The 22,544-nt window shown below is 68.7% G+C and carries 23 protein-coding genes; 16 read left to right on the forward strand and 7 right to left on the reverse strand.

All coding sequences use genetic code 11. The features are described 5' to 3' along the window. Positions 1-123: 123 nt before the first annotated feature. Both FZ025_RS18055 and FZ025_RS18060 read right to left on the reverse strand, forming a co-directional pair. Positions 124-774 (reverse strand): exopolysaccharide biosynthesis protein, encoded by a 651-nt coding sequence (locus FZ025_RS18055; protein ID WP_046978194.1) that lies wholly within the window; start codon positions 772-774, stop codon positions 124-126. Then, positions 758-2,101, reverse strand: a complete 1,344-nt coding sequence (locus FZ025_RS18060) for a hemolysin family protein (protein ID WP_104558074.1) — start codon at positions 2,099-2,101, stop codon at positions 758-760. The genes FZ025_RS18055 and FZ025_RS18060 overlap by 17 nt, the downstream gene beginning before the upstream one ends. Positions 2,102-2,351: 250 nt before the next feature. Here FZ025_RS18060 and FZ025_RS18065 point away from each other — a divergent pair, with 250 nt between their 5' ends. Beyond that, positions 2,352-2,978 (forward strand): DUF47 domain-containing protein, encoded by a 627-nt coding sequence (locus tag FZ025_RS18065; RefSeq protein WP_104558076.1) that lies wholly within the window; start codon positions 2,352-2,354, stop codon positions 2,976-2,978. An 85-nt stretch (positions 2,979-3,063) separates the two neighbouring features. Then, entirely contained in the window at positions 3,064-4,185 is a 1,122-nt protein-coding gene (locus tag FZ025_RS18070) for an inorganic phosphate transporter (RefSeq protein ID WP_104558078.1), read from the forward strand. Positions 4,186-4,298: 113 nt separating this feature from the next. Here FZ025_RS18070 and FZ025_RS18075 read toward each other — a convergent pair whose 3' ends face one another. Next, positions 4,299-5,849 (reverse strand): S10 family peptidase, encoded by a 1,551-nt coding sequence (locus tag FZ025_RS18075; RefSeq protein ID WP_046978063.1) that lies wholly within the window; start codon positions 5,847-5,849, stop codon positions 4,299-4,301. Between the two features lie 195 nt (positions 5,850-6,044). Next, complete coding sequence (gene parE, locus FZ025_RS18080) at positions 6,045-7,934, reverse strand: DNA topoisomerase IV subunit B (protein WP_046978064.1); 1,890 nt, start codon at positions 7,932-7,934, stop codon at positions 6,045-6,047. A 166-nt stretch (positions 7,935-8,100) separates the two neighbouring features. Between parE and FZ025_RS18085 the strand changes: the two genes are divergently transcribed. From FZ025_RS18085 to truD, 8 genes are all read left to right on the forward strand, one after another. Continuing rightward, positions 8,101-8,355: a hypothetical protein gene (locus FZ025_RS18085; RefSeq protein WP_046978065.1), complete on the forward strand. Its 255-nt coding sequence runs from the start codon at positions 8,101-8,103 to the stop codon at positions 8,353-8,355. 137 nt (positions 8,356-8,492) lie between these two features. After that, on the forward strand, positions 8,493-10,157 hold the full coding sequence (pyrG, locus tag FZ025_RS18090; protein WP_046978066.1) for a CTP synthase: 1,665 nt from the start codon (positions 8,493-8,495) through the stop codon (positions 10,155-10,157). A 155-nt stretch (positions 10,158-10,312) separates the two neighbouring features. Next, positions 10,313-11,149 carry a 3-deoxy-8-phosphooctulonate synthase gene (gene kdsA / locus FZ025_RS18095; protein WP_104558080.1) on the forward strand — a complete coding sequence of 279 codons (837 nt, stop codon included), beginning with the start codon at positions 10,313-10,315 and terminating at the stop codon, positions 11,147-11,149. A gap of 194 nt (positions 11,150-11,343) precedes the next feature. Then, positions 11,344-12,636, forward strand: a complete 1,293-nt coding sequence (gene eno, locus FZ025_RS18100; RefSeq protein ID WP_046980315.1) for a phosphopyruvate hydratase — start codon at positions 11,344-11,346, stop codon at positions 12,634-12,636. A 3-nt stretch (positions 12,637-12,639) separates the two neighbouring features. Continuing rightward, complete coding sequence (gene ftsB / locus FZ025_RS18105; protein WP_046980316.1) at positions 12,640-12,987, forward strand: cell division protein FtsB; 348 nt, start codon at positions 12,640-12,642, stop codon at positions 12,985-12,987. Further along, a complete protein-coding gene (gene ispD / locus FZ025_RS18110) occupies positions 12,987-13,688 on the forward strand; it encodes a 2-C-methyl-D-erythritol 4-phosphate cytidylyltransferase (RefSeq protein ID WP_046980317.1) in 702 nt (233 codons plus the stop codon). The genes ftsB and ispD overlap by 1 nt, the downstream gene beginning before the upstream one ends. A 66-nt stretch (positions 13,689-13,754) precedes the next feature. Continuing rightward, on the forward strand, positions 13,755-14,252 hold the full coding sequence (gene ispF, locus FZ025_RS18115) for a 2-C-methyl-D-erythritol 2,4-cyclodiphosphate synthase (RefSeq protein WP_386269079.1): 498 nt from the start codon (positions 13,755-13,757) through the stop codon (positions 14,250-14,252). After that, on the forward strand, positions 14,249-15,313 hold the full coding sequence (gene truD / locus FZ025_RS18120; protein ID WP_104558082.1) for a tRNA pseudouridine(13) synthase TruD: 1,065 nt from the start codon (positions 14,249-14,251) through the stop codon (positions 15,311-15,313). Before ispF ends, truD begins: the two co-directional genes overlap by 4 nt. Positions 15,314-15,329: 16 nt before the next feature. Here the strand turns inward: truD and FZ025_RS18125 are convergent, their stop codons facing one another. After that, on the reverse strand, positions 15,330-15,863 hold the full coding sequence (locus FZ025_RS18125) for a Smr/MutS family protein (protein WP_046980339.1): 534 nt from the start codon (positions 15,861-15,863) through the stop codon (positions 15,330-15,332). A gap of 98 nt (positions 15,864-15,961) precedes the next feature. Between FZ025_RS18125 and surE the strand changes: the two genes are divergently transcribed. The 4 genes from surE to FZ025_RS18145 are packed head-to-tail and all read left to right on the forward strand — an operon-like array spanning position 15,962 to position 18,858. Next, positions 15,962-16,741, forward strand: a complete 780-nt coding sequence (gene surE, locus FZ025_RS18130; protein WP_046980318.1) for a 5'/3'-nucleotidase SurE — start codon at positions 15,962-15,964, stop codon at positions 16,739-16,741. Continuing rightward, entirely contained in the window at positions 16,738-17,415 is a 678-nt protein-coding gene (locus FZ025_RS18135) for a protein-L-isoaspartate(D-aspartate) O-methyltransferase (protein WP_046980319.1), read from the forward strand. Before surE ends, FZ025_RS18135 begins: the two co-directional genes overlap by 4 nt. 49 nt (positions 17,416-17,464) lie before the next feature. Continuing rightward, the gene (locus tag FZ025_RS18140; RefSeq protein WP_046980320.1) at positions 17,465-18,079 is read left to right on the forward strand and encodes a YqaA family protein; all 615 of its coding nucleotides are present in this window, start codon (positions 17,465-17,467) and stop codon (positions 18,077-18,079) included. Beyond that, positions 18,058-18,858, forward strand: a complete 801-nt coding sequence (locus tag FZ025_RS18145) for a peptidoglycan DD-metalloendopeptidase family protein (protein ID WP_046980321.1) — start codon at positions 18,058-18,060, stop codon at positions 18,856-18,858. The genes FZ025_RS18140 and FZ025_RS18145 overlap by 22 nt, the downstream gene beginning before the upstream one ends. 269 nt (positions 18,859-19,127) lie before the next feature. Here FZ025_RS18145 and FZ025_RS18150 read toward each other — a convergent pair whose 3' ends face one another. Then, positions 19,128-19,502: an Mth938-like domain-containing protein gene (locus FZ025_RS18150; protein ID WP_046980322.1), complete on the reverse strand. Its 375-nt coding sequence runs from the start codon at positions 19,500-19,502 to the stop codon at positions 19,128-19,130. Positions 19,503-19,521: 19 nt separating this feature from the next. After that, entirely contained in the window at positions 19,522-19,827 is a 306-nt protein-coding gene (gene yhbY / locus FZ025_RS18155; RefSeq protein ID WP_046980323.1) for a ribosome assembly RNA-binding protein YhbY, read from the reverse strand. Between the two features lie 66 nt (positions 19,828-19,893). Between yhbY and rlmE the strand changes: the two genes are divergently transcribed. After that, the gene (rlmE, locus tag FZ025_RS18160; protein WP_046980340.1) at positions 19,894-20,526 is read left to right on the forward strand and encodes a 23S rRNA (uridine(2552)-2'-O)-methyltransferase RlmE; all 633 of its coding nucleotides are present in this window, start codon (positions 19,894-19,896) and stop codon (positions 20,524-20,526) included. Between the two features lie 60 nt (positions 20,527-20,586). Then, entirely contained in the window at positions 20,587-22,521 is a 1,935-nt protein-coding gene (gene ftsH / locus FZ025_RS18165; protein ID WP_046980324.1) for an ATP-dependent zinc metalloprotease FtsH, read from the forward strand. Positions 22,522-22,544: the final 23 nt, after the last annotated feature.

Raw genomic sequence — 22,544 nt, forward strand, 5'->3', positions numbered from 1 at the left:
ACAACCGCGCGGCGCAGCCGTTGCGCAGGCAGGTGTTCGCCGAGGCGCCGCGTTCGGATTAGCGCCGCGTTGCGAGAGGGACATGCACGCCGCGCGCGGCGCGGCTTCGGCGCGAACCTCGGGCTACAGCTTGTGCATCCACTTGCGGCTCAGGTCCACCACCTGGTCCGAGGCCAGGCCCAGGCCGAGCGCCACCGCGAGGCCGCCCAGCCACGACACCAGCATCAGGCCGCCGTCGCGCTCCAGCAGGGCCAGCGAGAACAGCAGCAGCATCGCGCCGAAGGCGTAGTTGGTGAACGGGATCGGCAGCGACAGCAGGATCCCCAGCGCCACCAGCAGCAGGCCGCTGAAGGCGCGTGCCGGCAGCGTCTCGAGCAGCGCCGGCAGGCGCGGCTTGAGCAGCTTGTCCAGCCGCCGCAGCCAGGGCGCGATGCGCCCGACGAAGCGCTGCATGGTGCGCCGGCGCGGGCCGCGTTCGCCGATGAAGCGCGGCAGCCAGGGCTTGCGCAGGCCGATCAGCATCTGCGCGCCGATCAGCGTCACCAGCGGCCCGCTGATGCCGCCGGCCAGGCCCGGCACCGGCAGGAACGCCGGCAGGATCGCCACGAACAGGAACACGCCGAACGCGCTGTGCTGCAGGTCGGCCAGGATCGTGCGCAGCCGCAACTGCTCGTCCGGATCGCCGAGCAGGAAGGTGTCGAGCAGGGTGCGGATGCCTTCGGCGCTGTAGCCGTGGCCGGGCTCCGCGGCGGGCGCGTCACCCGGTGATGTCATCGCTGTTCTCGTCCTGCAGCTTGCTCAGCAGCAGCTTGTCCACGCGCGCGCCGTCCAGGTCGACGATCTCGATGCGCCAGCCGGCCCAGTCGAAGAACTCGCCGGCGTGCGGGATGCGGCCGAAGTAGTAGATGCACAGGCCGGCCAGGGTGTTGTAGTCGCCTTCTTCGGCCTTGGGCAGTTCGGCGCCGCCGAGCAGTTCGCGCAGGTCCTCGATCGCCAGCGAGCCGTCGATCAGCAGCGAGCCGTCGGCGCGGGTCACCACCAGCGCGTCTTCGTCGGCGTTGTCCACCGACTGCAGGCGCCCGACCACCGCGCCCATCAGGTCGCTGATCGTGACCAGGCCCTGGATCTCGCCGTATTCGTCCACCACCAGCGCCATCGACTGCTGTTCCTCGCGGAAGATCTCCAGCAGCTTCATCGCATGGGTGGATTCGGAGACGAACAGGGCCTCGCGCAGGCTCAGGAACAGTTGGGTGGCGTTGCCGTCCATGCGCGTGACCAGCGATTTCACTTCCAGCACGCCGGCGATGTCCTGGTCGCTGCCGCGGTACACCGGATAGCGCGAGAACGCGTGCTCGCGCATCGCCTGGAAGTTGCGCTCGGCCTCGGCATTGGCGTCGAGCCAGGCGATGCGGTTGCGCGGCGTCATCAGGCTGTCGGCGGTGCGGTCGCCCAGGCGCATGACCCGGTTCATCATGTCGCGCTCGTGGCTGTCGATCACCCCGGCCTCGTGGCTCTCGGCCACCAGCATGCGGATCTCCTCTTCGGTCACCGACGCCGACTGCGCGTTGCCCAGGCCGAGCATGCGCAGCACCAGTCGGGTCGAGTGCGACAGTACCCACACGCCCGGGGCGGCGATCCGGGCCAGCCAGCCCATCGGCATCGCGACGAAGCCGGCGATGACTTCCGAGCGGGTCAGCGCCAGGCGCTTGGGCACCAGTTCGCCGAAGATCAGCGTCAGGAAGGTGATCAGCACGATCGCCAGGGTCTTGCCGATCAGCGCCGACCAGGGCTGTGGCTGGCCGATCAGGGAGAAGCTGGCCGACAGCGCCGGGAACCACGCCTGCAGCTTGATCGCGATCGCCTCGCCGATCGCCTCGCCGCCGAACACGCCGGTCAGGATGCCGATCGCGGTGATGCCGATCTGCACCGTGGACAGGAAATTTTCCGGATTCTCGGCCAGCGCCAGCGCCTTGGCCGCGCGCGTGCTGGATTGCGCCATCTGCTTCAGGCGGCTCTTGCGCGAGGTCATCAGCGACATCTCGGACATCGCGAAGAAGCCGTTCAGCAGCACCAGGGCCACCACGATCAACAGTTCAAGCATGCGCGCGCTCCCTGGCGGCAAGGGAAGCGGGGACATGGGCGCCGAGGCGGCGCGGGGGAGGGGGGCTGGGGTGGTCGTCCATAGGGTGCGCCCGACAACGGCGCGGCTGCATGGTAGCAAACCCGGGTGCGGGCCGCGTCCATGCCGCGCCGACACCGCGCCGTCGGTCGCCCAACTCCCCCGTGTTGTCGGCAAACGGTCATAATTCCGCCCCGGTGCCGTCCCTCCCGCGACGGCGGAAGCGCGTTTCATGTTCTCGTTGCAGACCATCTTCGGTTCCGGCAAGCAGTTCTACACCCTGCTCGACGAAGCGGCGCAGGCCGCCTACGACAGCACCAAGGCGCTGCATTCGATGCTGCGCGAATCGGACCGGCAGCCGGCGCTGGACGCTTTCAAGCTGGCGCGGCTGCGCGAGCGCGCGGCGGCCGACAAGATCGGCCAGGCGCTGGTCGACAGCTTCATGACCCCGATCGAGCGCGAGGACATCGAGGCGCTGAGCTCGGCGCTGTACAAGATCCCCAAGCAGGTGGAGAAGTTCGCCGACCGCTATTCGCTGGCGGTGCAGCACCTGGAGCACATCGACTTCGCGCCGCGTGCGGCGATGCTGGAACAGGCCGCGGCGGTGGTGGTGGAGATGGTCCACGACCTGCGCAACATGCACCTGGACCGGATGAGCGCGCTCAATGACAGGCTGCGCTCGCTGGAGAACGAGGCCGACCGGCTGATGCTGGAGCTGTACCGCGACATCTACTCCGGACGCCTGGACAACCTGCAGATGTTCCTGCTCAAGGAGTTCTTCGAGATCCTGGAGAAGGCCATCGACCGCTGCCGCGAGGCCGGCGTGGTGGTCTACCAGATCGTGCTGAAGAATTCGTAATGGGCACGGTCCGGATCCGCTGCATGCGCGGCGGCGCCGCCATGCCCGCCGCCGCGGCCAGCATGCCCGAGGTGAGGAGCGCACGATGCTGACGCTGGTCCTGATCGTGATCCTGGCCGCGCTGGTGTTCGAGTTCATCAATGGCTTCCACGACACCGCCAATTCCATCGCCACGGTGGTCGCGACCAAGGTGCTCAGCCCCGGCTGGGCGGTGGTCCTGGCCGCCGGCATGAACCTGGTCGGCGCGTTGACCGGCACCGCGGTGGCGATGACCATCGCTGCGGGCCTGCTCAACACCGACGTGGTGACGGTCACCCCGCAGGTGATCCTGTGCGCACTGCTCGGCGGCATCGTCTGGAACCTGACCACCTGGTGGAAGGGCCTGCCGTCCTCGTCCTCGCACGCCTTGATCGGCGGCCTGTGCGGCGCCGGCCTGGCCGCTGCGCACAACAACTGGGGTGCGCTGATCTGGTCGCAGACCGTCGGCGACTGGGCCAGGAATAAGGGCCTGCTGTGGAAGGTGTTCGTGCCGATGATCACCTCGCCGATCGCCGGCTTCCTGCTCGGCATCGCGGTGATGCTGCTGCTGTGGGCGATCATCGCCGGCATGGCCAGGCTCGGCGGGCCGCTCGGGCGGCTGGCGCGGCCGCGCTGGGTCAACGCCTTCTTCGGCAAGGCGCAGATCGCCTCGGCCGCGTACATGGGCTATGCGCACGGCCACAACGATGCGCAGAAGACCATGGGCATCATCGCCATGACCCTGGTCGGCGCGCAGAGCACCGGCGCGCTGGACGAGCTGCCGGCGTGGCTGGCGTTCCTGCACCCGGCGGCCAGCCAGGGCCAGGGCATCGCCACCTGGATCGTGCTGACCTGCGCGGTGGTGATGGCCGCCGGCACCGCGTCGGGCGGCTGGAAGATCATCAAGACGCTGGGCCACAAGATGGTCAAGCTGCACCCGATCCACGGCTTCGCCGCGGAAACCAGCTCGGCGACGATCCTGACCCTGGCCGCGCACTTCGGCATGCCGGTGTCCACCACCCACAGCATCTCCACCGCGATCATGGGCGTGGGCTTCGCCAAGAACCCGCGCTCGCTGCGCTTCGGCGTCATCGAGCGCATCGTCTGGGCCTGGATCCTGACCATCCCGGCCGCCGCCGGCGTGGCGTATTTGATCTTCCGGCTGTTTGCGCTGTTCGGGTGGGCGTGAAGGGCTGGGAACCGGGAATGGGGAAACGGGAATCGTAAAAGCCGAAGACACCTGTCCTTCGGATTCGCAGGGAGCCGCTTTTGCGATTCCCCATTCCCGATTCCCCACTCCCGCTAGTTAGCCCGATACATCGCCAGAACATCCCCGCGCAGCGCACGCTGGCTATCGGGACGGTTGTAGAACATGTGCCCGCCCGGATAGTTCCTGACCTGCACCCGGGTCGGGTCGTTGCCCATCACCGGCATCTGGTCCACGGTCAGCACCGAACCCATGAACGGGCACGACAGGTCGTTCCAGCCGTGCACGATCAGCACCCGCAGCCTGGGATCGATCGCCACCGCCTGGCGCAGCTCGGTCACCGAACCCTTGCGCAGTTCGTCGTTCCAGTCCCACAGCTTGTTCACGTCGTAGTTCAGCGCCTGGTAGCGCGCGTCCACCTTCCAGCCGACCACGCGGGTCACGAAATCGACCATCGCGGTGGTGGTCGGGGCGATGATGCTGTCCAGCAGCGGGTCGTTGGCGCGCTGCTCGGGCGCGTTCGGGAACGGGTCGAACGCGGTCACGTTGGAGTCGTAGCGGCTGCCGAGCTGGCCCTTGTCGCGGAACACTTCGCGCAGGTAGGCCTGGGTTTCTAGGCGGCCGCCGGCGCGGCGCACGTAGACCGGGTCCAGCCCGGTCATCGTCGCCACCTGCTGGATCATGCGTTCGCTGCCGGCCGCGTCCGAGCGTCCGCGCAGCAGCGCGGTGACGTAGTCGCCGCGGGTGTAGTCGATCACCTGGCGCATCGCCTCCGGGGTCAGCCGCTGCTCGCGCTCCAGGTGCGCGGCGGCGATCGAGGGCAGGGTCAGCATCCACGCCAGCGGCGACACGTCGCCGTTGTCGTCCAGGGTCGGGTTGAGGTACGGCGAGACCAGCACCACGCCGTTCATCGCCACGCCCAGCTGGGTCTGCAGGTAATGGGTGATGCGCGGCCCGCGGAAGCCGCCGTAGCTCTCGCCGACCAGGTACTTGCGCGACTGCAGGCGCTGGTTCTTCAGCAGCCAGTCGTAGATCGTGCGCGACAGGTATTCGATGTCGGCCTGCGGGTTGTAGAACAGCTTCTTGGCCTGCTCGTCGGCGACCCGCGCACGGCTGAAGCCGGTACCGACCGGATCGATGAACACCAGGTCGGTGAAGTCCAGCCAGGTGCCGGGGTTGTCGTGCAACGTCGCCGGCGCCGAGGCGCTGTCGCCCTCGCTGCCGAAGGTGACCACCTTCGGTCCGATCGCGCCCAGGTTGAGGTACACCGAGGCCGCGCCGGGACCGCCGTTCAAGGCGAAGGTCACCGGGCGGTCCTTGCCGTCCACGGTGTAGGCGGTGAACACCACGTCGGCGACGGTCTTGCCCTGTGCGTCCTTCACCGGCAGCGTGCCGACCGTGGCGGTGTAGCTGAGCGACCTGCCGTCCACGTGCGTGACCTGGCGCACCTTCGCGTCGGCCGGCAACGCGGCCGGCCTGGCCGGCTCGGCGCTGTCGGCCTTGTCGGTCTTGTCTGGCTTGTCGGCAGCGTCGGCATCGGCGGCCAGCGCGGCGGAGATCGGCAGGACGGCCAGCAACAACGCCGCCAGCAGCGGCTTGGACAGGTTCGGCACGGGGAGGGCGCTCGGCAGAAGGGAAGCCGGCATGCTAGGCCGCGGCGCAGCGCAGGCGGATGTGCACAAAGGCATGCTCGGCGTGCAGCGCGTCGCAGTGCCGGATGGCTCAGGCCGCCCTGCACTGCTCCAACCGATCACCGGCCCGCCACCAGCGGCGCTGCGGGTACCTCAGGGGGCTATCGGGCTAGCGCCAATCCCGACTCCCGACTCCCCAATCCCGGCTCCTCAGACCTCCAGCGAAGCCAGGTCGCCCTTGGTCTCCAGCCACTGCTTGCGATCGCCGGCGCGCTTCTTGGCCAGCAGCATGTCCATCAGCGCACGGGTCTCGTCGCCTTCGTCGACGGTCAGCTGCACCAGCCGCCGCGTGTCCGGGTGGATCGTGGATTCGCGCAGCTGCTGCGGGTTCATTTCGCCCAGGCCCTTGAAGCGGGTCACGCTGAGCTGGCCCTTGAGCTTGTCGCGCGCGATCTTCTCCAGCAGCGAGCGCTTCTCTTCCTCGTCCAGCGCGTAGAACACCTGCTTGCCCACATCCACGCGGAACAGCGGCGGCATCGCCACGAACACGTGGCCGGCCTTGACCAGCGCCGGGAAGTGGCGCAGGAACAGCGCAGTCAGCAGGGTGGCGATGTGCAGGCCGTCGGAGTCGGCGTCGGCCAGGATCACCACCTTGCCGTAGCGCAGCCCGCTGATGTCGTCCTTGCCCGGGTCGCAGCCGATCGCGATCGCCAGGTTGTGCACTTCCTCGGAGGCCAGCACGCTGCCGGAGGCCACCTCCCAGGTGTTGAGGATCTTGCCGCGCAGCGGCAGGATCGCCTGGAAGTCCTTGTCGCGCGCCTGCTTGGCGCTGCCGCCGGCCGAGTCGCCTTCCACCAGGAACAGCTCGGTGCGCGACAGGTCCTGGCTGATGCAGTCGGCCAGCTTGCCGGGCAGGGCCGGGCCGGAGGTGACCTTCTTGCGGGTGATCTGCTTTTCGGTCTTCAGCCGCGCGCTGGCGCGGTCGATCGCGATCTGCGCGATGCGCGTGCCGGTTTCCACGTTCTGGTTCAACCACAGGCTGAAGGCGTCGTGCGCGGCGCCTTCGATGAAGCCGGCCGCCTGGCGCGAGGACAGGCGCTCCTTGGTCTGGCCGCTGAACTGCGGGTCGGTCATCTTCAGCGACAGCACGAAGGCGACCCGGTCCCACACGTCTTCCGGCGCCAGCTTGACCCCGCGCGGCAGCAGGTTGCGGAAGTCGCAGAACTCGCGCAGCGCGTCGGTGAAGCCGCTGCGCAGGCCGTTGACGTGGGTGCCGTGCTGCGCGGTCGGGATCAGGTTGACGTAGCTTTCCTGCACCAGCTCGCCGTCGGCGACCCAGGCCACCGCCCAGTCCACGATCTCGCGGTCCTTCTTCAGATTGCCGACGAACAGGTCCGCCGGCAGCAGCTCGCGCTCGGCCAGTTCGCCCTTGAGGTAGTCGCGCAGGCCGTCCTCGAAGTACCAGGTGTCCTGCTCGCCGGTGGCCTCGTCGTGCAGCTTCACGGTCAGCCCGGGGCACAGCACCGCCTTGGCGCGCAGCAGGTGGCGCAGCGCGCGCACCGCGAACTTGGGCGAGTCGAAATACTTGGGATCGGCCCAGAAGCGCAGCCGCGTGCCGGTGTTCTTCTTGCCGACGCTGCCGACGATCTCCAGCCTGGAGGCGGGAAAGCCGTCGCCGAATTCCATCCGGTATTCGTTGCCGTCGCGCTTGATGAACAGCTCCACCTTCTTCGACAGCGCATTGACCACGCTGACGCCGACGCCGTGCAGGCCGCCGCTGAAGGTGTAGTTGCGGTCGTTGAACTTGCCGCCGGCATGCAGTCGGGTCAGGATCAGTTCGACGCCGGAAATCTTCTCTTCCGGATGGATGTCCACCGGCATGCCGCGGCCGTCGTCGGAGACCTCGCAGCTGCCGTCCTTGTACAGGATCGCCTCGATGTGCCGGGCGTGGCCGGCCAGCGCCTCGTCCACGGCGTTGTCGATGACTTCCTGCGCCAGATGGTTGGGGCGTGCGGTGTCGGTGTACATGCCCGGCCGGCGCTTGACCGGGTCCAGGCCAGAGAGAACTTCGATGTCGGCGGCGTTGTAGCGGGTATTCATGCGTCTCAACAGGTGGCGCGAAGCAGATCCGGAAGTGTGCGGTGTGCGGCGGCTTTTTGCACGTCGCCGGTGTTCAGGGCCAGTGCCGTGGCCGCGCGCTAGCCTGGCACTGGAAAAACCGCGACGGCATCCCCATTCTCGTTGCAGCCCTATACAGGAGTACGCCATGAACGTTCGCAAGCTGTTGACCCTGGTCGCGCTGGTCGCTGCCGCGGTCGCCATCCCGGTGGCGATGGCCCAGGCGCAGAGCGCCGAACCGGCCGCCTCCGGCGCCGCCGCCTACGAGGCGCAGGTCGCGAAGGAGAAGGCCGACGCCGACGCCAAGGCCAAGCGCCGCGCCGCTGCGGCCGCCAAGCACAAGGCCGGCAAGGATGCGGCTGCGCCGAAGAAGGAGGAAGAAGAGGAAGCGCGCAAGCCCTGAGCGCGCGCCCTGTTTCGACCTGCGACGCCCCGGCTGCTGCCGGGGCGTCTTCTTTTTGTGCAGTCGATCGGTCCGAAAGCGCTTGGGCAAATCGGCTTCACCCGTTAAACTATGGCTTTCCGGGAGGCCTTCGAGCCATGACCCCCCTGATCTTCGTTACCGGCGGCGTAGTGTCCTCGCTTGGCAAGGGCATCGCGGCCGCTTCGCTTGCATCCATTCTCGAAGCACGTGGCCTGTCGGTCACGATGATGAAGCTGGACCCCTACATCAACGTCGACCCGGGCACGATGAGTCCGTTCCAGCACGGCGAGGTGTACGTCACCGACGACGGCGCCGAAACCGACCTGGACCTGGGCCATTACGAGCGCTTCGTGCGCACCCGCCTGTCGCGCAAGAATTCGATCACCACCGGCCGCATCTACGAGAACGTGATCCGCAAGGAACGCCGCGGCGACTATCTCGGCGCCACCGTGCAGGTGATTCCGCACATCACCGACGAAATCCGCCGCTGCGTGGACGAGGCCACCGCCGGGTTCGACGTGGCCCTGGTGGAAATCGGCGGCACCGTCGGCGACATCGAGTCGCTGCCGTTCCTGGAGGCGATCCGCCAGGTGCGCACCGAGCGTGGTGCCGAGCGCGCGCTGTTCATGCATCTCACCCTGGTGCCGTACATCGCCGCCGCCGGCGAGCTGAAGACCAAGCCGACCCAGCACTCGGTCAAGGAACTGCGCTCGATCGGCATCCAGCCGGACGTGCTGCTGTGCCGCTCCGAGCAGGCGATTCCGGATTCGGAGCGGCGCAAGATCGCGCTGTTCACCAACGTCTCCGAGCGCGCGGTGATCAGCGCCGCCGACCTCGACGTGCTCTACGGCATGCCGCTGGAACTGCACCGGCAGGGCCTGGACGAGATCGTCATCGACCAGTTCAAGCTGCGCGACAAGGTCGGTCCGGCCGATCTATCCGAATGGGAAGCGGTGGTGGACGCCACCAAGCATCCGCTCGACGCGGTCACCATCGCCGTGGTCGGCAAGTACGTGGACCACCAGGACGCCTACAAGTCGGTCGGCGAGGCGCTCAAGCACGGCGGCCTGCGCCAGCGCACCACGGTCACCTTGAAATGGCTGGAAGCGCAGGAACTGGAAGGCAGCGACCTGTCGGCGCTGGCCGACGTGGACGGCATCCTGGTGCCCGGCGGCTTCGGCGACCGCGGCTTCGAAGGCAAGGTGCTGACCTCGCGCTATGCGCGCGAGCACCACGTGCCATATCTGGGCATCTGCTATGGCATGCAGGCGGCAGTGGTCGACTACGCGCGCCATGTCGCCGGCATGGACGGCGCCAACAGCACCGAGAACGACCGGCAGTCGCCGTATCCGGTGATCGGCCTGATCACCGAGTGGCGCACCGCCAGCGGCGATGTGGAAAAGCGCGACGAGAAGTCCGATCTCGGCGGCAGCATGCGCCTGGGGCTGCAGGAGCAGCGGCTCAAGCCCGGCACGCTGGCGCGCGAGATGTATGGCAAGGACGTGGTGGCAGAGCGCCACCGCCATCGCTACGAGTTCAACAACCGCTACCGCACCCAGCTCGAGGACGCCGGCCTGGTGATTTCCGCCAAGTCGATGGACGACACCCTGGTGGAGATGATCGAGCTGCCGCGCGGCATCCATCCGTGGTTCCTGGCCTGCCAGGCGCACCCGGAGTTCCTGTCCACGCCGCGCGAGGGCCATCCGCTGTTCATCGGCTTCGTGCGCGCCGCGCGCGAGCGCAAGGCCGGCGGCAAGCTGTTGAAGGAAGCGCGCGCCTGATTGATTCCTTCTCCCTCCGGGAGAAGGTGGCGCGAAGCGCCGGATGAGGGTACGGGCGCCACCCTCGCGCGCCTGAATTCCTCGAGGCTTCGCCCGTACCCTCACCCCAACCCCTCTCCCAATGGGAGAGGGGCTCAAACGATCAAGGTGATCTGATGCAACTGTGTGGCTTCGAAGTCGGCCTGGACCAGCCGCTGTTCCTGATCGCCGGCCCGTGCGTGATCGAGTCGATGCAACTGCAGCTGGACGTGGCCGGCAGGCTGAAGGAGATCACCGGCAGGCTCGGGATCAACTTCATCTTCAAGTCCAGCTTCGACAAGGCCAACCGCACCTCCGGCACCAGCTTCCGCGGCCCCGGCCTGGAAGAAGGGCTGAAGGTGCTGGAAGCGGTGAAGAAGCAGATCGGCGTGCCGGTGCTGACCGACGTGCACGAATACACGCCGATGCACGAAGTGGCGGCGGTGGTCGACGTGCTGCAGACCCCGGCGTTCCTGGTGCGGCAGACCGACTTCATCAGGAACGTCTGCGCCGCCGGCAAGCCGGTCAACATCAAGAAGGGCCAGTTCCTGTCGCCGTGGGACATGAAGCCGGTGGTGGACAAGGCCAAGTCCACCGGCAACGGGCAGATCATGGTCTGCGAGCGCGGCGCCAGCTTCGGCTACAACAACCTGGTCAGCGACATGCGCTCGCTGAGCGTGATGCGCGAGACCGGCTGTCCGGTGGTGTTCGATGCCACCCATTCGGTGCAGCTGCCGGGCGGGCAGGGCAGCACGTCCGGCGGCCAGCGCGAGTTCGTGCCGGTGCTGGCGCGCGCGGCAGTGGCGGTGGGCGTGGCCGGCGTGTTCGCCGAGACCCATCCGGATCCGTCCAAGGCGCTGTCCGACGGCCCCAATGCCTGGCCGCTGGACAAGATGGAAGCGCTGCTGGAGACGTTGATGGCGCTGGATGCGATCACCAAGCGCAATGGCTTCCTGGAGCATGGGCTGGGTTGATGCGGCGATGGTGGTACCGCGCCGCGTCTGCGCCGGACGCACCGTAGCGCTTGCCGCGGCGCCTGCGTGCGGGCGCCGATAGCGCCGCGTCCGACCCCGCGGCGGTGCGCCGTTCATTTGGCAAGCAGCGGCGCTGCGGCGATAATCCGAGGGTTTCCGGTGTCCCCCTCCTTTCCTGGTAACCGACTGGACCTATGACCACTATCGCCAAGATCCACGCCCGCGAGATTCTCGATTCCCGCGGCAATCCCACGCTCGAAGCGGAAGTCACGCTGGCCGACGGCTCGCTGGGCCGCGCCGCGGTGCCGTCGGGCGCTTCCACCGGCAGCAAGGAAGCGGTCGAGCTGCGCGATGGCGACAAGACCCGCTATCTGGGCAAGGGCGTGCGCAAGGCGGTGGAGAACGTCAACACCACCATCGCCAGCGCGCTGCAGGGCTTCGACGGTGCCGACCAGCAGGGTCTGGACCGGCGCCTGATCGACCTGGACGGCACCGAGAACAAGGGCCGCCTTGGCGCCAACGCGCTGCTCGGGGTGTCGCTGGCCAACGCGCATGCGGTCGCCGCCTCGCGCAAGCAGGCGCTGTGGCAGTACCTGGCGGGCGGCAACACCGCCAACGTCGCGTTGCCGGTGCCGATGATGAACATCATCAACGGCGGCGCGCATGCCGACAACAACGTCGACTTCCAGGAATTCATGGTGCTGCCGGTCGGCGCCGCCTCGTTCTCCGAAGCGCTGCGCGCCGGCACCGAGATCTTCCATGCGCTCAAGGCGGTGCTGAAGGGCAATGGCCTGTCCACCGCGGTCGGCGACGAGGGCGGCTTCGCGCCGGACTTCCGCAGCAACGTGGAAGCGCTGGACACCATCCTCGAGGCGATCGGCAAGGCCGGCTACACCGCCGGCGAAGACGTGCTGCTGGGCCTGGACGTGGCCTCCAGCGAGTTCTACGACAACGGCAAGTACCACCTGGTGGGTGAGGGCAAGCGCCTGACCAGCGAGCAGTTCGTCGACTTCCTCGCCGACTGGGCCGCGCAGTACCCGATCATCAGCATCGAGGACGGCCTGGCCGAAGACGACTGGGCCGGCTGGAAGCTGCTGACCGAGCGCCTCGGCAGCAAGGTGCAGCTGGTTGGCGACGACCTGTTCGTGACCAACCCGAAGATTTTCAAGCAGGGCATCGAGTCCGGCACCGCCAACGCGATCCTGATCAAGGTCAACCAGATCGGCACCCTGACCGAGACCCTGGAAGCGATCGCCATGGCCGACCAGGCCGGCTACGCGGCGATCGTCTCGCACCGTTCCGGCGAGACCGAGGACACCACCATCGCCGACATCGCCGTGGCCACCACCGCCACCCAGATCAAGACCGGCTCGCTGTGCCGCAGCGACCGCGTGGCCAAGTACAACCAGCTGCTGCGGATCGAGGAAGCGCTGGGCAGCGGCGCGCGCTACGCGGGGCGCGACGCATTCGTCTCGCTCAAGCGGTAAGCCGTGCGCAACTGGCGCTGGCTGCTGCTGGTGCTGGCGGGACTGCTGGCGTGGCTGCAGTACCGTTTCTGGCTCGGTCCGGGCAATTCCGGCGAGGTCCTGGTGCTCGAGAGCCAGGTCGAGCACCAGAAGCGCGATAACGAAGGCCTGCAGCAACGCAATGCCGCGCTCGCCGCCGAGGTCAAGGACCTCAAGGACGGCGAGGCGGCCATCGAGGAACGCGCGCGCAGCGAACTGGGCATGATCAAGCCGGGCGAGAAGTTCTACCGTGTCGTCGAGGACGCGCCGGTGCCCGTCGCACCGGCCGCCGACGGCACGCCGGCGCAGGCGCCGCCGAGCGAGCAACCCTGATGGCCACGGTCTGGGCGGTGGTGCCGGCCGCCGGTCGCGGCACCCGTTTCGGCAGTCCGCTGCCCAAACAGTATCTGCAGGCCGGCGGCCAGCCGTTGATCGCGCATGCGCTGCAGGCCTTGCTGGCGCATCCGGCGGTGGCCGGGGCGATGGTCGCGCTCGGCGCCGACGATGCCGATTGGCCGGGCTGGACCGAGCTGGCCGGCAAGCCGGTGCTGACCTGCATCGGCGGCGCCAGCCGTGCCGGCTCGGTGCTGGCCGCGCTGGATGCCCTGCCGGACACGGTCAAGGCGGACGATTTCGTGCTGGTGCACGATGCGGCGCGCCCGAACCTGGCCCTGGCCGACCTGGACCGGCTGCTGGAAACCGGGCGCGGCGATCCGGTCGGCGCGATCCTGGCCGCGCCGGTGCGCGACACGCTCAAGCGTGCCGGCGACGACGGCGGCATCGACGCCACCGAGCCGCGCGAGCGCCTGTGGCGCGCGCTGACCCCGCAGTTGTTCCGGCGCCTGCAACTGAGCAGGGCGCTGGAACAGGCCGCGGCGGCCGGGGTCGAGGTCACCGACGATGCGATGGCGATGGAGTTGCTGGGCCTGCGGCCGCTGCTGGTCGAGGGCGCCGAGGACAACTTCAAGGTCACCACCCCGGCCGACCTGGCGCGCTTCGAGTTCGAACTGTTCCTGCGTGCGCGGCAGCCGTGAAGCGGCCGCGCCGCGCTGCGGCGTCGCGCCGCCGATGCCTTTCCTTTTTCCTTTTGCGATCCTGCGATGCCCATGCCTGAATTTCCTCCCTTCCGTATCGGCCAGGGCTACGACGTGCACGCCTTCGGAGATGGCGACCACGTGATGCTCGGCGGCGTGCGCGTGCCGCACACGCGCGGCGTGCTCGCGCACAGCGACGGCGACGTGGTGATCCATGCGCTGTGCGATGCGCTGCTCGGCGCGTTGGCGCTGGGCGACATCGGCCAGCATTTCCCGCCGTCGGACCCGCGCTGGAAAGGCGCCGACAGCGCCCAGTTCCTGCTCCATTGCGAGCAGCTGTTGCGCGAGCGCGGCTGGCAGCTCGGCAACGCCGACGTCACCGTGATCTGCGAGCGGCCCAAGGTCGGCCCACATGCGCTGGCGATACGCGAACGCCTGGCCGCGCTGCTGCAGGTCGGCATCGAGCGCGTCAGCGTCAAGGCCACCACCAGCGAGCAGTTGGGGTTCACCGGCCGCGGCGAAGGCATCGCGGCGCAGGCGGCGGTGTTGCTGGTGGCGCTGTGAGCGACTTGCCGCGCGCGTTCGGCGCCGCGCCGTTGCAGGCGCGCATGCGCAGCGTGGTCGAAGACTTCCAGGTCGATGAAATGCCTGCGTTCGAGCCGAGCGGCGAGGGCGAGCATTTGCTGCTGACCGTGCGCAAGCGCGGCATGAACACCGCCTTCGCCGCACGCCGCCTGGCGCAGTGGGCCGGTGTGGCGGAGATGGCGATCGGCTATGCGGGCATGAAGGACCGCCATGCGCTCACCACCCAGCGGTTCTCGGTGCACCTGCCCAAGCGCGTGGCGCCGGCGCTGGAGGCGCTGCACAGCGAAGACCTGCAGGTCGTGCAGTCGCAGTGGCACAACCGCAAGCTGCCGCGCGGCGCGCTGGCCGGCAACGGCTTCGTGCTGGTGTTGCGCGAGGTGCGCGGCGAGCGCGCCGCGATCGAGGCGCGGCTGGCGCAGATTGCCGCGCGCGGCATCCCCAACTGGTTCGGCGAGCAGCGCTTCGGCCGCGACGGCGGCAACGTCGGCAACGCGCTGGCGATGTTCGGCGGGCGCCGGGTGCGGCGCGAGCAGCGCGCGCTGCTGCTGTCGGCGGCGCGCTCGGAGCTGTTCAACCGGGTGCTGGCCGCACGCGTGGCGGCGGGCAACTGGGACAGCGCGCTGGACGGCGAGGTGTGGCTGCTCGACGGCAGCCGCAGCGTGTTCGGCCCGGAACCCTGGTCCGACGTATTGGCCGAGCGGCTGCAGCGCTTCGACATCCATCCTTCGGCGCCGTTGTGGGGTGCCGGCGAGCTGCGCAGCGCCGCTGCGGCGCGCGCGCTGGAACTGGCCGCGCTGGACGATGCGACGTCGACACGCCTGCGCGAGGGGCTGGAGCGCGAAGGCCTGAAGCAGGAACGGCGCGCTACCCGCTTGCGCGCGGCCGAGCTGCAGTGGCGTTGGCTGGACACGCACGACGACGTGCTGGAACTGCGGTTCGCGCTGCCGCCGGGCAGCTATGCCACCGCGCTGCTGCACGAGCTGGGCGAGGTGGTCGACGCGGGGCAGGGCGCGCAGGCCGAGCCGGCGGCGCAGGAATGAGCGGTGTGGCGCCGTTTCAGCGCCGCGCCAGCAGCACCAGCATCGCCCCGGTGCCGCCTTGCGCAGGCGGGGCGGAATGGAACGCCAGCACGTCGTTGCGCTGGCGCAGCAGGCGATCGACCAGGTTCTTCAGCAGCGGGATGCCGCCGGACTGCAGGCCCTTGCCGTGCACGATGCGCACGCAGCCGAACTCGTGCGCATGCGCCTCGGCGATGAACTGGCGCAGCAACGCCTCGGCCTGCGCCGCGTTGGCGCCATGCAGGTCGAGTTCGTCCTGGGCGGAGAACAGGCCGCGGCGCAGGCGCTGGAACACCCGCGCCGGCACGGTCTCGCGGCGGTAGCTGGCCACGTCGCCGGCCTCCAGCGGCGCGCTGTCGCGCAGCAGGCGCTGGAACTCGCTCCGCGCCTCGGCATCGTCGCGCTCGGCCATGCGCGCGCGCGGCTTCGGCCGCGGCTTGGCGTTGGCCGGCGGCGTCGCGTTGAGCGGCGTGACCGCGCCGATCGCCGCGCGGAACAGCGCGGCGGGATCTTCGTCTTCGGGCTGCGACATGGCGCACAGCGTAACCCGCTGGCGCGGTCGCGCAAGCGCGCTGTCAGCGACCTGGCAGGATGCATCCGGTATCATGCCGGGGGTTTCCGAGGAGCATCATGCGCGTACTAGTGAGCAACGACGACGGCGTCGACGCCCCCGGCATCAAGATGCTGGCCGAGCAACTGCGCGGCGCGGGCCACGAAGTGACCGTGGTCGCACCCGATCGCGATCGCTCCGGCGCCAGCAACTCGCTGACCCTGGACCTGCCGATCCGGATCAAGCGCATCGACCCGCACACCTGCAGCGTCGCCGGCACGCCCACCGATTGCGTGCACCTGGCGCTCACCGGCATGCTCGAGGACGAACCGGACATGGTGGTCTCCGGGATCAACAATTCGGCCAACATGGGCGACGACGTGATCTATTCGGGCACCGTGTCGGCGGCGATGGAAGGGCGCTTCCTGGGCCTGCCCGCGCTGGCGATGTCGCTGGTCACCCACAACCACGAACCCAGGCACTTCCAGACCGCCGCGCGCGCGGCGGTGGAGATCGTGGCGCGGCTGAAGGCCGATCCGCTGCCGGCGGACACCATCCTCAACGTCAACGTGCCGGACCTGCCGTGGAGCGAGGTCAAGGGCTTCGAGGTCACCCGGCTCGGCAATCGCCACCGTTCCGAGCCGTGCCTGCCGCAGCCGGACCCGCGCGGCGGCACCGTGTACTGGATCGGCCCGGCCGGCCGCGAGCAGGACGCCGGCCCCGGCACCGATTTCCACGCCGTGCGCACCGGCTTCATCTCGATCACCCCGATCCAGGTCGATCTGACCCGCTACCAGGCGCTGGAGACCGTCGCCAGCTGGGTCGGTGGCCTCAGCGCCGCGCTGAGCGACCCGGCATGACCCCGCGGCTGCGCCTGCAACCGGAAGCGATCGGCATCGGTATGACCTCGCAGCGCGTGCGCGACCGCCTGGTCGAGCGCCTGCGCGAGTCCGGCATCCACGACGAGGCCGTCCTCAACGCGGTGCGCACGGTGCCGCGGCACCTGTTCATCGACGAGGCGCTGGCCTCGCGCGCCTACGAGGACACCGCGCTGCCGATCGGCCACGGCCAGACCATCTCGCAGCCGTGGGTGGTGGCGCGGATGACCGAGACCGTGCTCGAGGCGGCGCCGAAGAAGGTGCTGGAAGTGGGCACCGGCTCCGGCTACCAGGCCGCGGTCCTGGCCGCGCTGGGGCTGGAGGTCTATACCGTGGAGCGTATCGGCGACCTGCTGCGGCAGGCGCGCAAGCGCTTGCGCCAGCTCGGCATGAACGTGCGCAGCAAGCACGACGACGGCCGCATCGGCTGGGCCGAGCACGGCCCCTACGATGCGATCGTGGTCACCGCCGCGGCGCCGGCGCTGGTCGATGCGCTGGTCGAGCAACTGGCACCGGGCGGCTGCCTGGTGGCGCCGGTCGGCGGCCCCTCCTCGCAATCGCTGGTGCGCCTGCGCCGCGATGCCGACGGCCGGATCGAACAAGACGTCCTGGCGCCGGTGACCTTCGTCCCGCTGCTGTCGGGCATGCTGGATTGAATCACCCTGGATTGAAGCACCCTAGATTGAATCAGCGGAGTTGGGTTGGATGAAGATATTCGGGCCGTTGTACGAGCGTGCCATCGGCTGGTCGCGGCACCGCCGCGCACCGGCGTTCCTGACCGGACTCAGCTTCGCCGAGGCGATCGTGTTCCCGGTGCCGCCGGAGGTGATGATGGCGCCGATGTCGCTGGCGCAGCCGCGGCGCGCGCTGTGGTTCGCCACGTTGAGCCTGATGGGCTCGCTGGCCGGCGCGCTGGTCGGCTACATGCTCGGCCATTTCGCTTTCGCCGCGGTGCAGCCGTTGATCGAATGGCTGGGCTGGACGCAGAAGATCGATGCGCAGGTGAGCCATCTGCGCGAGGTGGTCGCCGAGTCGCCGTGGCGTGCGTTCTGGCTGCTGGTGCTGGCCGGTTTCACCCCGATCCCGCTGAAGATATTTACCTGGGCCTCAGGCATCGTTGGAATCCCGCTGCTACCGTTCCTGGCGAGCATGCTGGTCGGCCGCGGCAAGCGCGTGTATCTGGTGGCCGGCGCGATCCGCCTGGGTGGGCCGCGTGCGGAAGCCGCGTTGCGGCGCTGGATCGAACCGCTCGGTTGGATCGCGATGGCGATCCTGGCGCTGCTGGTGGTGTGGGTCATATGGAGAGCGAAGTACGGATGAGCGTCGATCGGGTGGTGCGTAACGGCCTGCGTGGCAGCGTGTGCTTGCTGGTGGCGATAGGTCTGGGCGCATGCAGCAGCGCCACCGTGGTGCGTACGTCCGGCAAGCCCAGCGCGGCGGCGCCGCGTCCGTCGGTGCCCAAGCCCGGGGTCAGTACCACCGTGCGCCGCGGCGACACGCTGTATGCGATCGCCCGCGTCAACAACATCGCGCCGCAGGACCTGGCCGCCTGGAACCGGCTGCCGCCGCCGTACACGATCTACCCCGGGCAGTCGTTGAAGCTGTATCCGCCGGGCGGTGGCAGCACGGTTGCCGCGCGACCCGGCAGCGCCGCGGTGCCGCCGCCGTCCTCGTCGGGAACGGCGGCGCGTCCGCCGGCCGCCGCTGCGCCGACCCCGGTCAGCAGCGGCTTCAGCTGGCGCTGGCCGGCCGACGGCGCGGTGGTCAGCCGTTTCGTGGTCGGCGAGACCACCAGGCAGGGCGTGGACATCGCCGGCAGCAGCGGCCAGGCGGTGCGTGCCGCCGCCGATGGCGTGGTGGTGTATTCGGGCGCCGGCCTGGTTGGCTACGGCGAACTGATCATCATCAAGCACAACGAGCAATGGCTGTCGGCCTACGGCCACAACCGCAAGCGCCTGGTCAACGAAGGCCAGAACGTGAAGGCCGGCGAGCAGATCGCCGAGATGGGCCGCAGTGGCGCCGCGCGCGACATGCTGCACTTCGAGATCCGCTACAACGGCAAACCGGTCGACCCATTGCTGTACTTGCCCAGCAAGTAATCGGCACGTCATTGATCGGGCGGATCCCCGGCCCGGCACAGCGCGCCGGGCGCTCAGCGGCGACCGCAAGCGGCGCCGCTTAGTCCGCTACAACGGCAAGCCCGTCGATCATCTGTTGTATTTGCCGAACAAGTAATCGGCGCGTCGGTGATCGGGCGGATCCCCGGCCCGGCGCAATGCCAGGCCCGGCGCCGCGCACCAGGCAGGCGCCGCGAGAGACCGCTCGGAAAGCGAAACGTGGCCCGCACAACATGTGGCCGCGGCGTCGCTCAGCCTTCCAGCAGGAACCCGACCGCCACGCGCCGGCCTTCGGCGGCCAGCACGTTGTAGGTGCGTGCCGTCGCGGCGTTGTTCATCACTTCGATGCCGATGCCGCGGGTGAGGAACAGCGCCAGCGCGGCGGCGGGCGGGAATACCTGGCGCTCGCCGGTGCCCAGGATCACCAGCGCCGGATTCAGTTCCAGCAAGGGCTGCAGGTGCTGCGGCTGCAGCTCCGCCGCGGCCGGGGCGTCCCAGTGCTCGACCAGGGTGTCCGGGGTGAGAATGAAGCTGCGGGTGAGCAGGCGATCGTTCACCTTGGCCTGGCGGCCGTCGGCCATGCGCAGGGTGTAGGCGTAATCGGGCAGGTCCTGGGTCAGCTGCATGATGTCACCGGGAAGCGGATCAGCCGCGCGGCAGCACGATCTGGCGGTCTTCCTTGGCCGGGCGGTACAGGATCGCGGTATGCCCGATGCGCTGCACCAGCACGCTGTGCGATTGCTCGACCAGGCTGGCGATGCTCGCGTCGCGGACTTCGCGGTCGTCGCCGCCGACCTTCACCTTGACCAGTTCGTGGCGCTCCAGCACCTCGTCCAGTTCGGCCAGGAAGGCCGGCGTGATGCCCTTGCCGCCGATCTGCAGCAGGGGTTTGAGGTCGTGCGCCAGGCCGCGCAGGAAGCGGTTCTGGGTCGGGGTCAGGCTGATCGACATGCAGGCGGGAACGGGGTTGCCAAGGGCGATCAGGGTATCATGGCCGCCCACCACGACCGCGATCCCATGGCAACCCGCAGCAAAAGCAGCCAACGCTGGCTCCGCGAACATTTCGCCGACCCCTTCGTGAAGAAGGCCCGGGCCGAAGGCATGCGTTCGCGCGCCGCCTACAAGCTGGAAGAGCTGCTGCAGCGCGACAAGCTGCTCAAGCCGGACATGCTGGTGGTCGATCTCGGTGCCGCGCCGGGCGGCTGGTCGCAGCAGGTGCGCAAGTCGCTGGGCGAGCGCGGCCGGGTGCTGGCGCTGGACATCCTGGAGATGCCGCCGCTGGCCGGTGTGGAGTTCCTTCACGGCGACTTCAGGGAAGACGCGGTGCTATCGCAGTTCGAGGCGATGCTGGGCGGCAACCCGGTAGACCTTGTGCTGTCGGATATGGCCCCCAATAAAAGCGGCATGGATGCGGTGGACCAGCCGCGGATGATGCACCTGGCCGAATTGGCGATGGCGTTCGCCGATGCCCACCTCAAACCGGGCGGGGCGTTCCTGATCAAGCTGTTCCAGGGCGTGGGGTCCGACGACTACATCCGCGAGATGCGTCGCCGCTATGAAAAGGTGTCCATCCGCAAACCGGCCGCCTCGCGCAAGCGCTCGCCGGAGGTCTATGTCCTCGGACAGGGCAAGCGTGCCCGGATCGAGTAAGCTGAACCCGTCGCATAACGCATCGAGAATAGAGTTGAAGGGACACCGGAGCCAATGAGGATGAACGACTTGACCAAGAATCTGTTGCTGTGGGTAGTCGTCGCCGTCGTGCTGATGGTGGTGTTCCAGAGCTTCTCGCCGCGGCTGGCCGGCGGTGCCGGCAACGACACCGTCACCTACACCCAGTTCCTGAAGGAAGTGGATGGTGGGCGGGTGAAGACGGTCGATTTCACCGACGACACCGGGCTGTCGGTGACCGCGATCCGCTTCAAGCGCAACGACGGCAGCGAGAGCATGGTCTACGGGCCGCGCGACGACAAGCTGGTCGATGTGCTGTACGGCAAGAACGTGGAGATGACCCGGCAGAAGCCGGCCAACGGCCCGAGCTTCTGGTCGCTGGTGCTGAACTTCCTGCCGGTCATCCTGATCATCGGCTTCTGGCTGTTCATCATGCGCCAGATGCAGGGCGGTGGCGGCGGCGCCAAGGGCGCGATGTCGTTCGGCAAGTCGCGCGCCAAGCTGCAGGGCGAGGACCAGATCAAGATCACCTTCGCCGACGTCGCCGGCTGCGACGAGGCCAAGGAAGAGGTCGGCGAACTGGTCGACTTCCTGCGCGACCCGACCAAGTTCACCAAGCTCGGCGGCAAGATTCCGCGCGGCGTACTGATGGTCGGCCCGCCCGGCACCGGCAAGACGCTGCTGGCCAAGGCCATCGCCGGCGAGGCCAAGGTGCCGTTCTTCAGCATTTCCGGCTCCGACTTCGTCGAGATGTTCGTCGGCGTCGGCGCCAGCCGCGTGCGCGACATGTTCGAGCAGGCCAAGAAGCACGCGCCGTGCATCATCTTCATCGACGAAATCGATGCGGTCGGCCGCCACCGCGGCGCCGGCCTGGGCGGCGGCCACGACGAGCGCGAGCAGACCCTGAACCAGTTGCTGGTGGAGATGGACGGGTTCGAGGGCGGCGAAGGCGTGATCGTGATCGCCGCGACCAACCGTCCGGACGTGCTCGACCCGGCGCTGCTGCGCCCGGGCCGCTTCGACCGCCAGGTGGTGGTCGGCCTGCCGGACGTGCGCGGCCGCGAGCAGATCCTGAAGGTGCACATGCGCAAGCTGCCGCTGGCCGACGATGTCGAGCCGATGGTGATCGCGCGCGGCACTCCGGGTTTCTCCGGCGCCGACCTGGCCAACCTGTGCAACGAGGCGGCGCTGTTCGCCGCGCGCGAAACGGTCAAGGAGGTCCGCATGGACCACTTCGACCGTGCCCGCGACAAGATCCTGATGGGCGCCGAGCGCCGCTCGATGGCGATGAGCGAGGAAGAGAAGACGCTCACCGCCTACCATGAGGCCGGCCACGCCATCGTCGGCCGCCTGGTGCCCGAGCACGATCCGGTCTACAAGGTCACCATCATCCCGCGCGGGCGTGCGCTGGGCGTGACCATGTACCTGCCGGAAGGCGACAAGTACTCGATCAACCGGGTCGCGATCCAGTCGCAGCTGTGCTCGCTGTACGGCGGCCGCGTCGCCGAAGAGCTGATCTTCGGCACCGACAAGGTCACCACCGGCGCCTCCAACGACATCGAGCGGGCGACCAAGATGGCGCGCAACATGGTCACCAAGTGGGGCCTGTCCGACGAGCTGGGACCGATCGCCTACGGCGAGGAAGACGACGAGGTGTTCCTGGGCCGTTCGGTCACCCAGCACAAGAGCGTGTCCGACGATACCGCGCGGCGCATCGACGAAGTGGTGCGTTCGATCCTCGACAAGGCCTATGCCAAGACCACGCAGATCCTGACCGAGAACCTGGACAAGCTGCACGTGATGGCCAAGCTGCTGCTGGAGTACGAGACCATCGACGTGCCGCAGATCGACGCGATCATGGAAGGCCGCGATCCGCCGCCGCCGATGGGCTGGAACAAGTCCGGCAAGGATGGCGGCAACGACAAGGGCAATTCGCGGCCGCTGCCGCCGATCGCCGGGCCGGCCGAGCAGCTGTAAGCGCACGCTCGGGTCCGCCAGAA

This window comes from Xanthomonas hyacinthi, from assembly GCF_009769165.1.
GTDB classification, from domain to species: domain Bacteria; phylum Pseudomonadota; class Gammaproteobacteria; order Xanthomonadales; family Xanthomonadaceae; genus Xanthomonas_A; species Xanthomonas_A hyacinthi.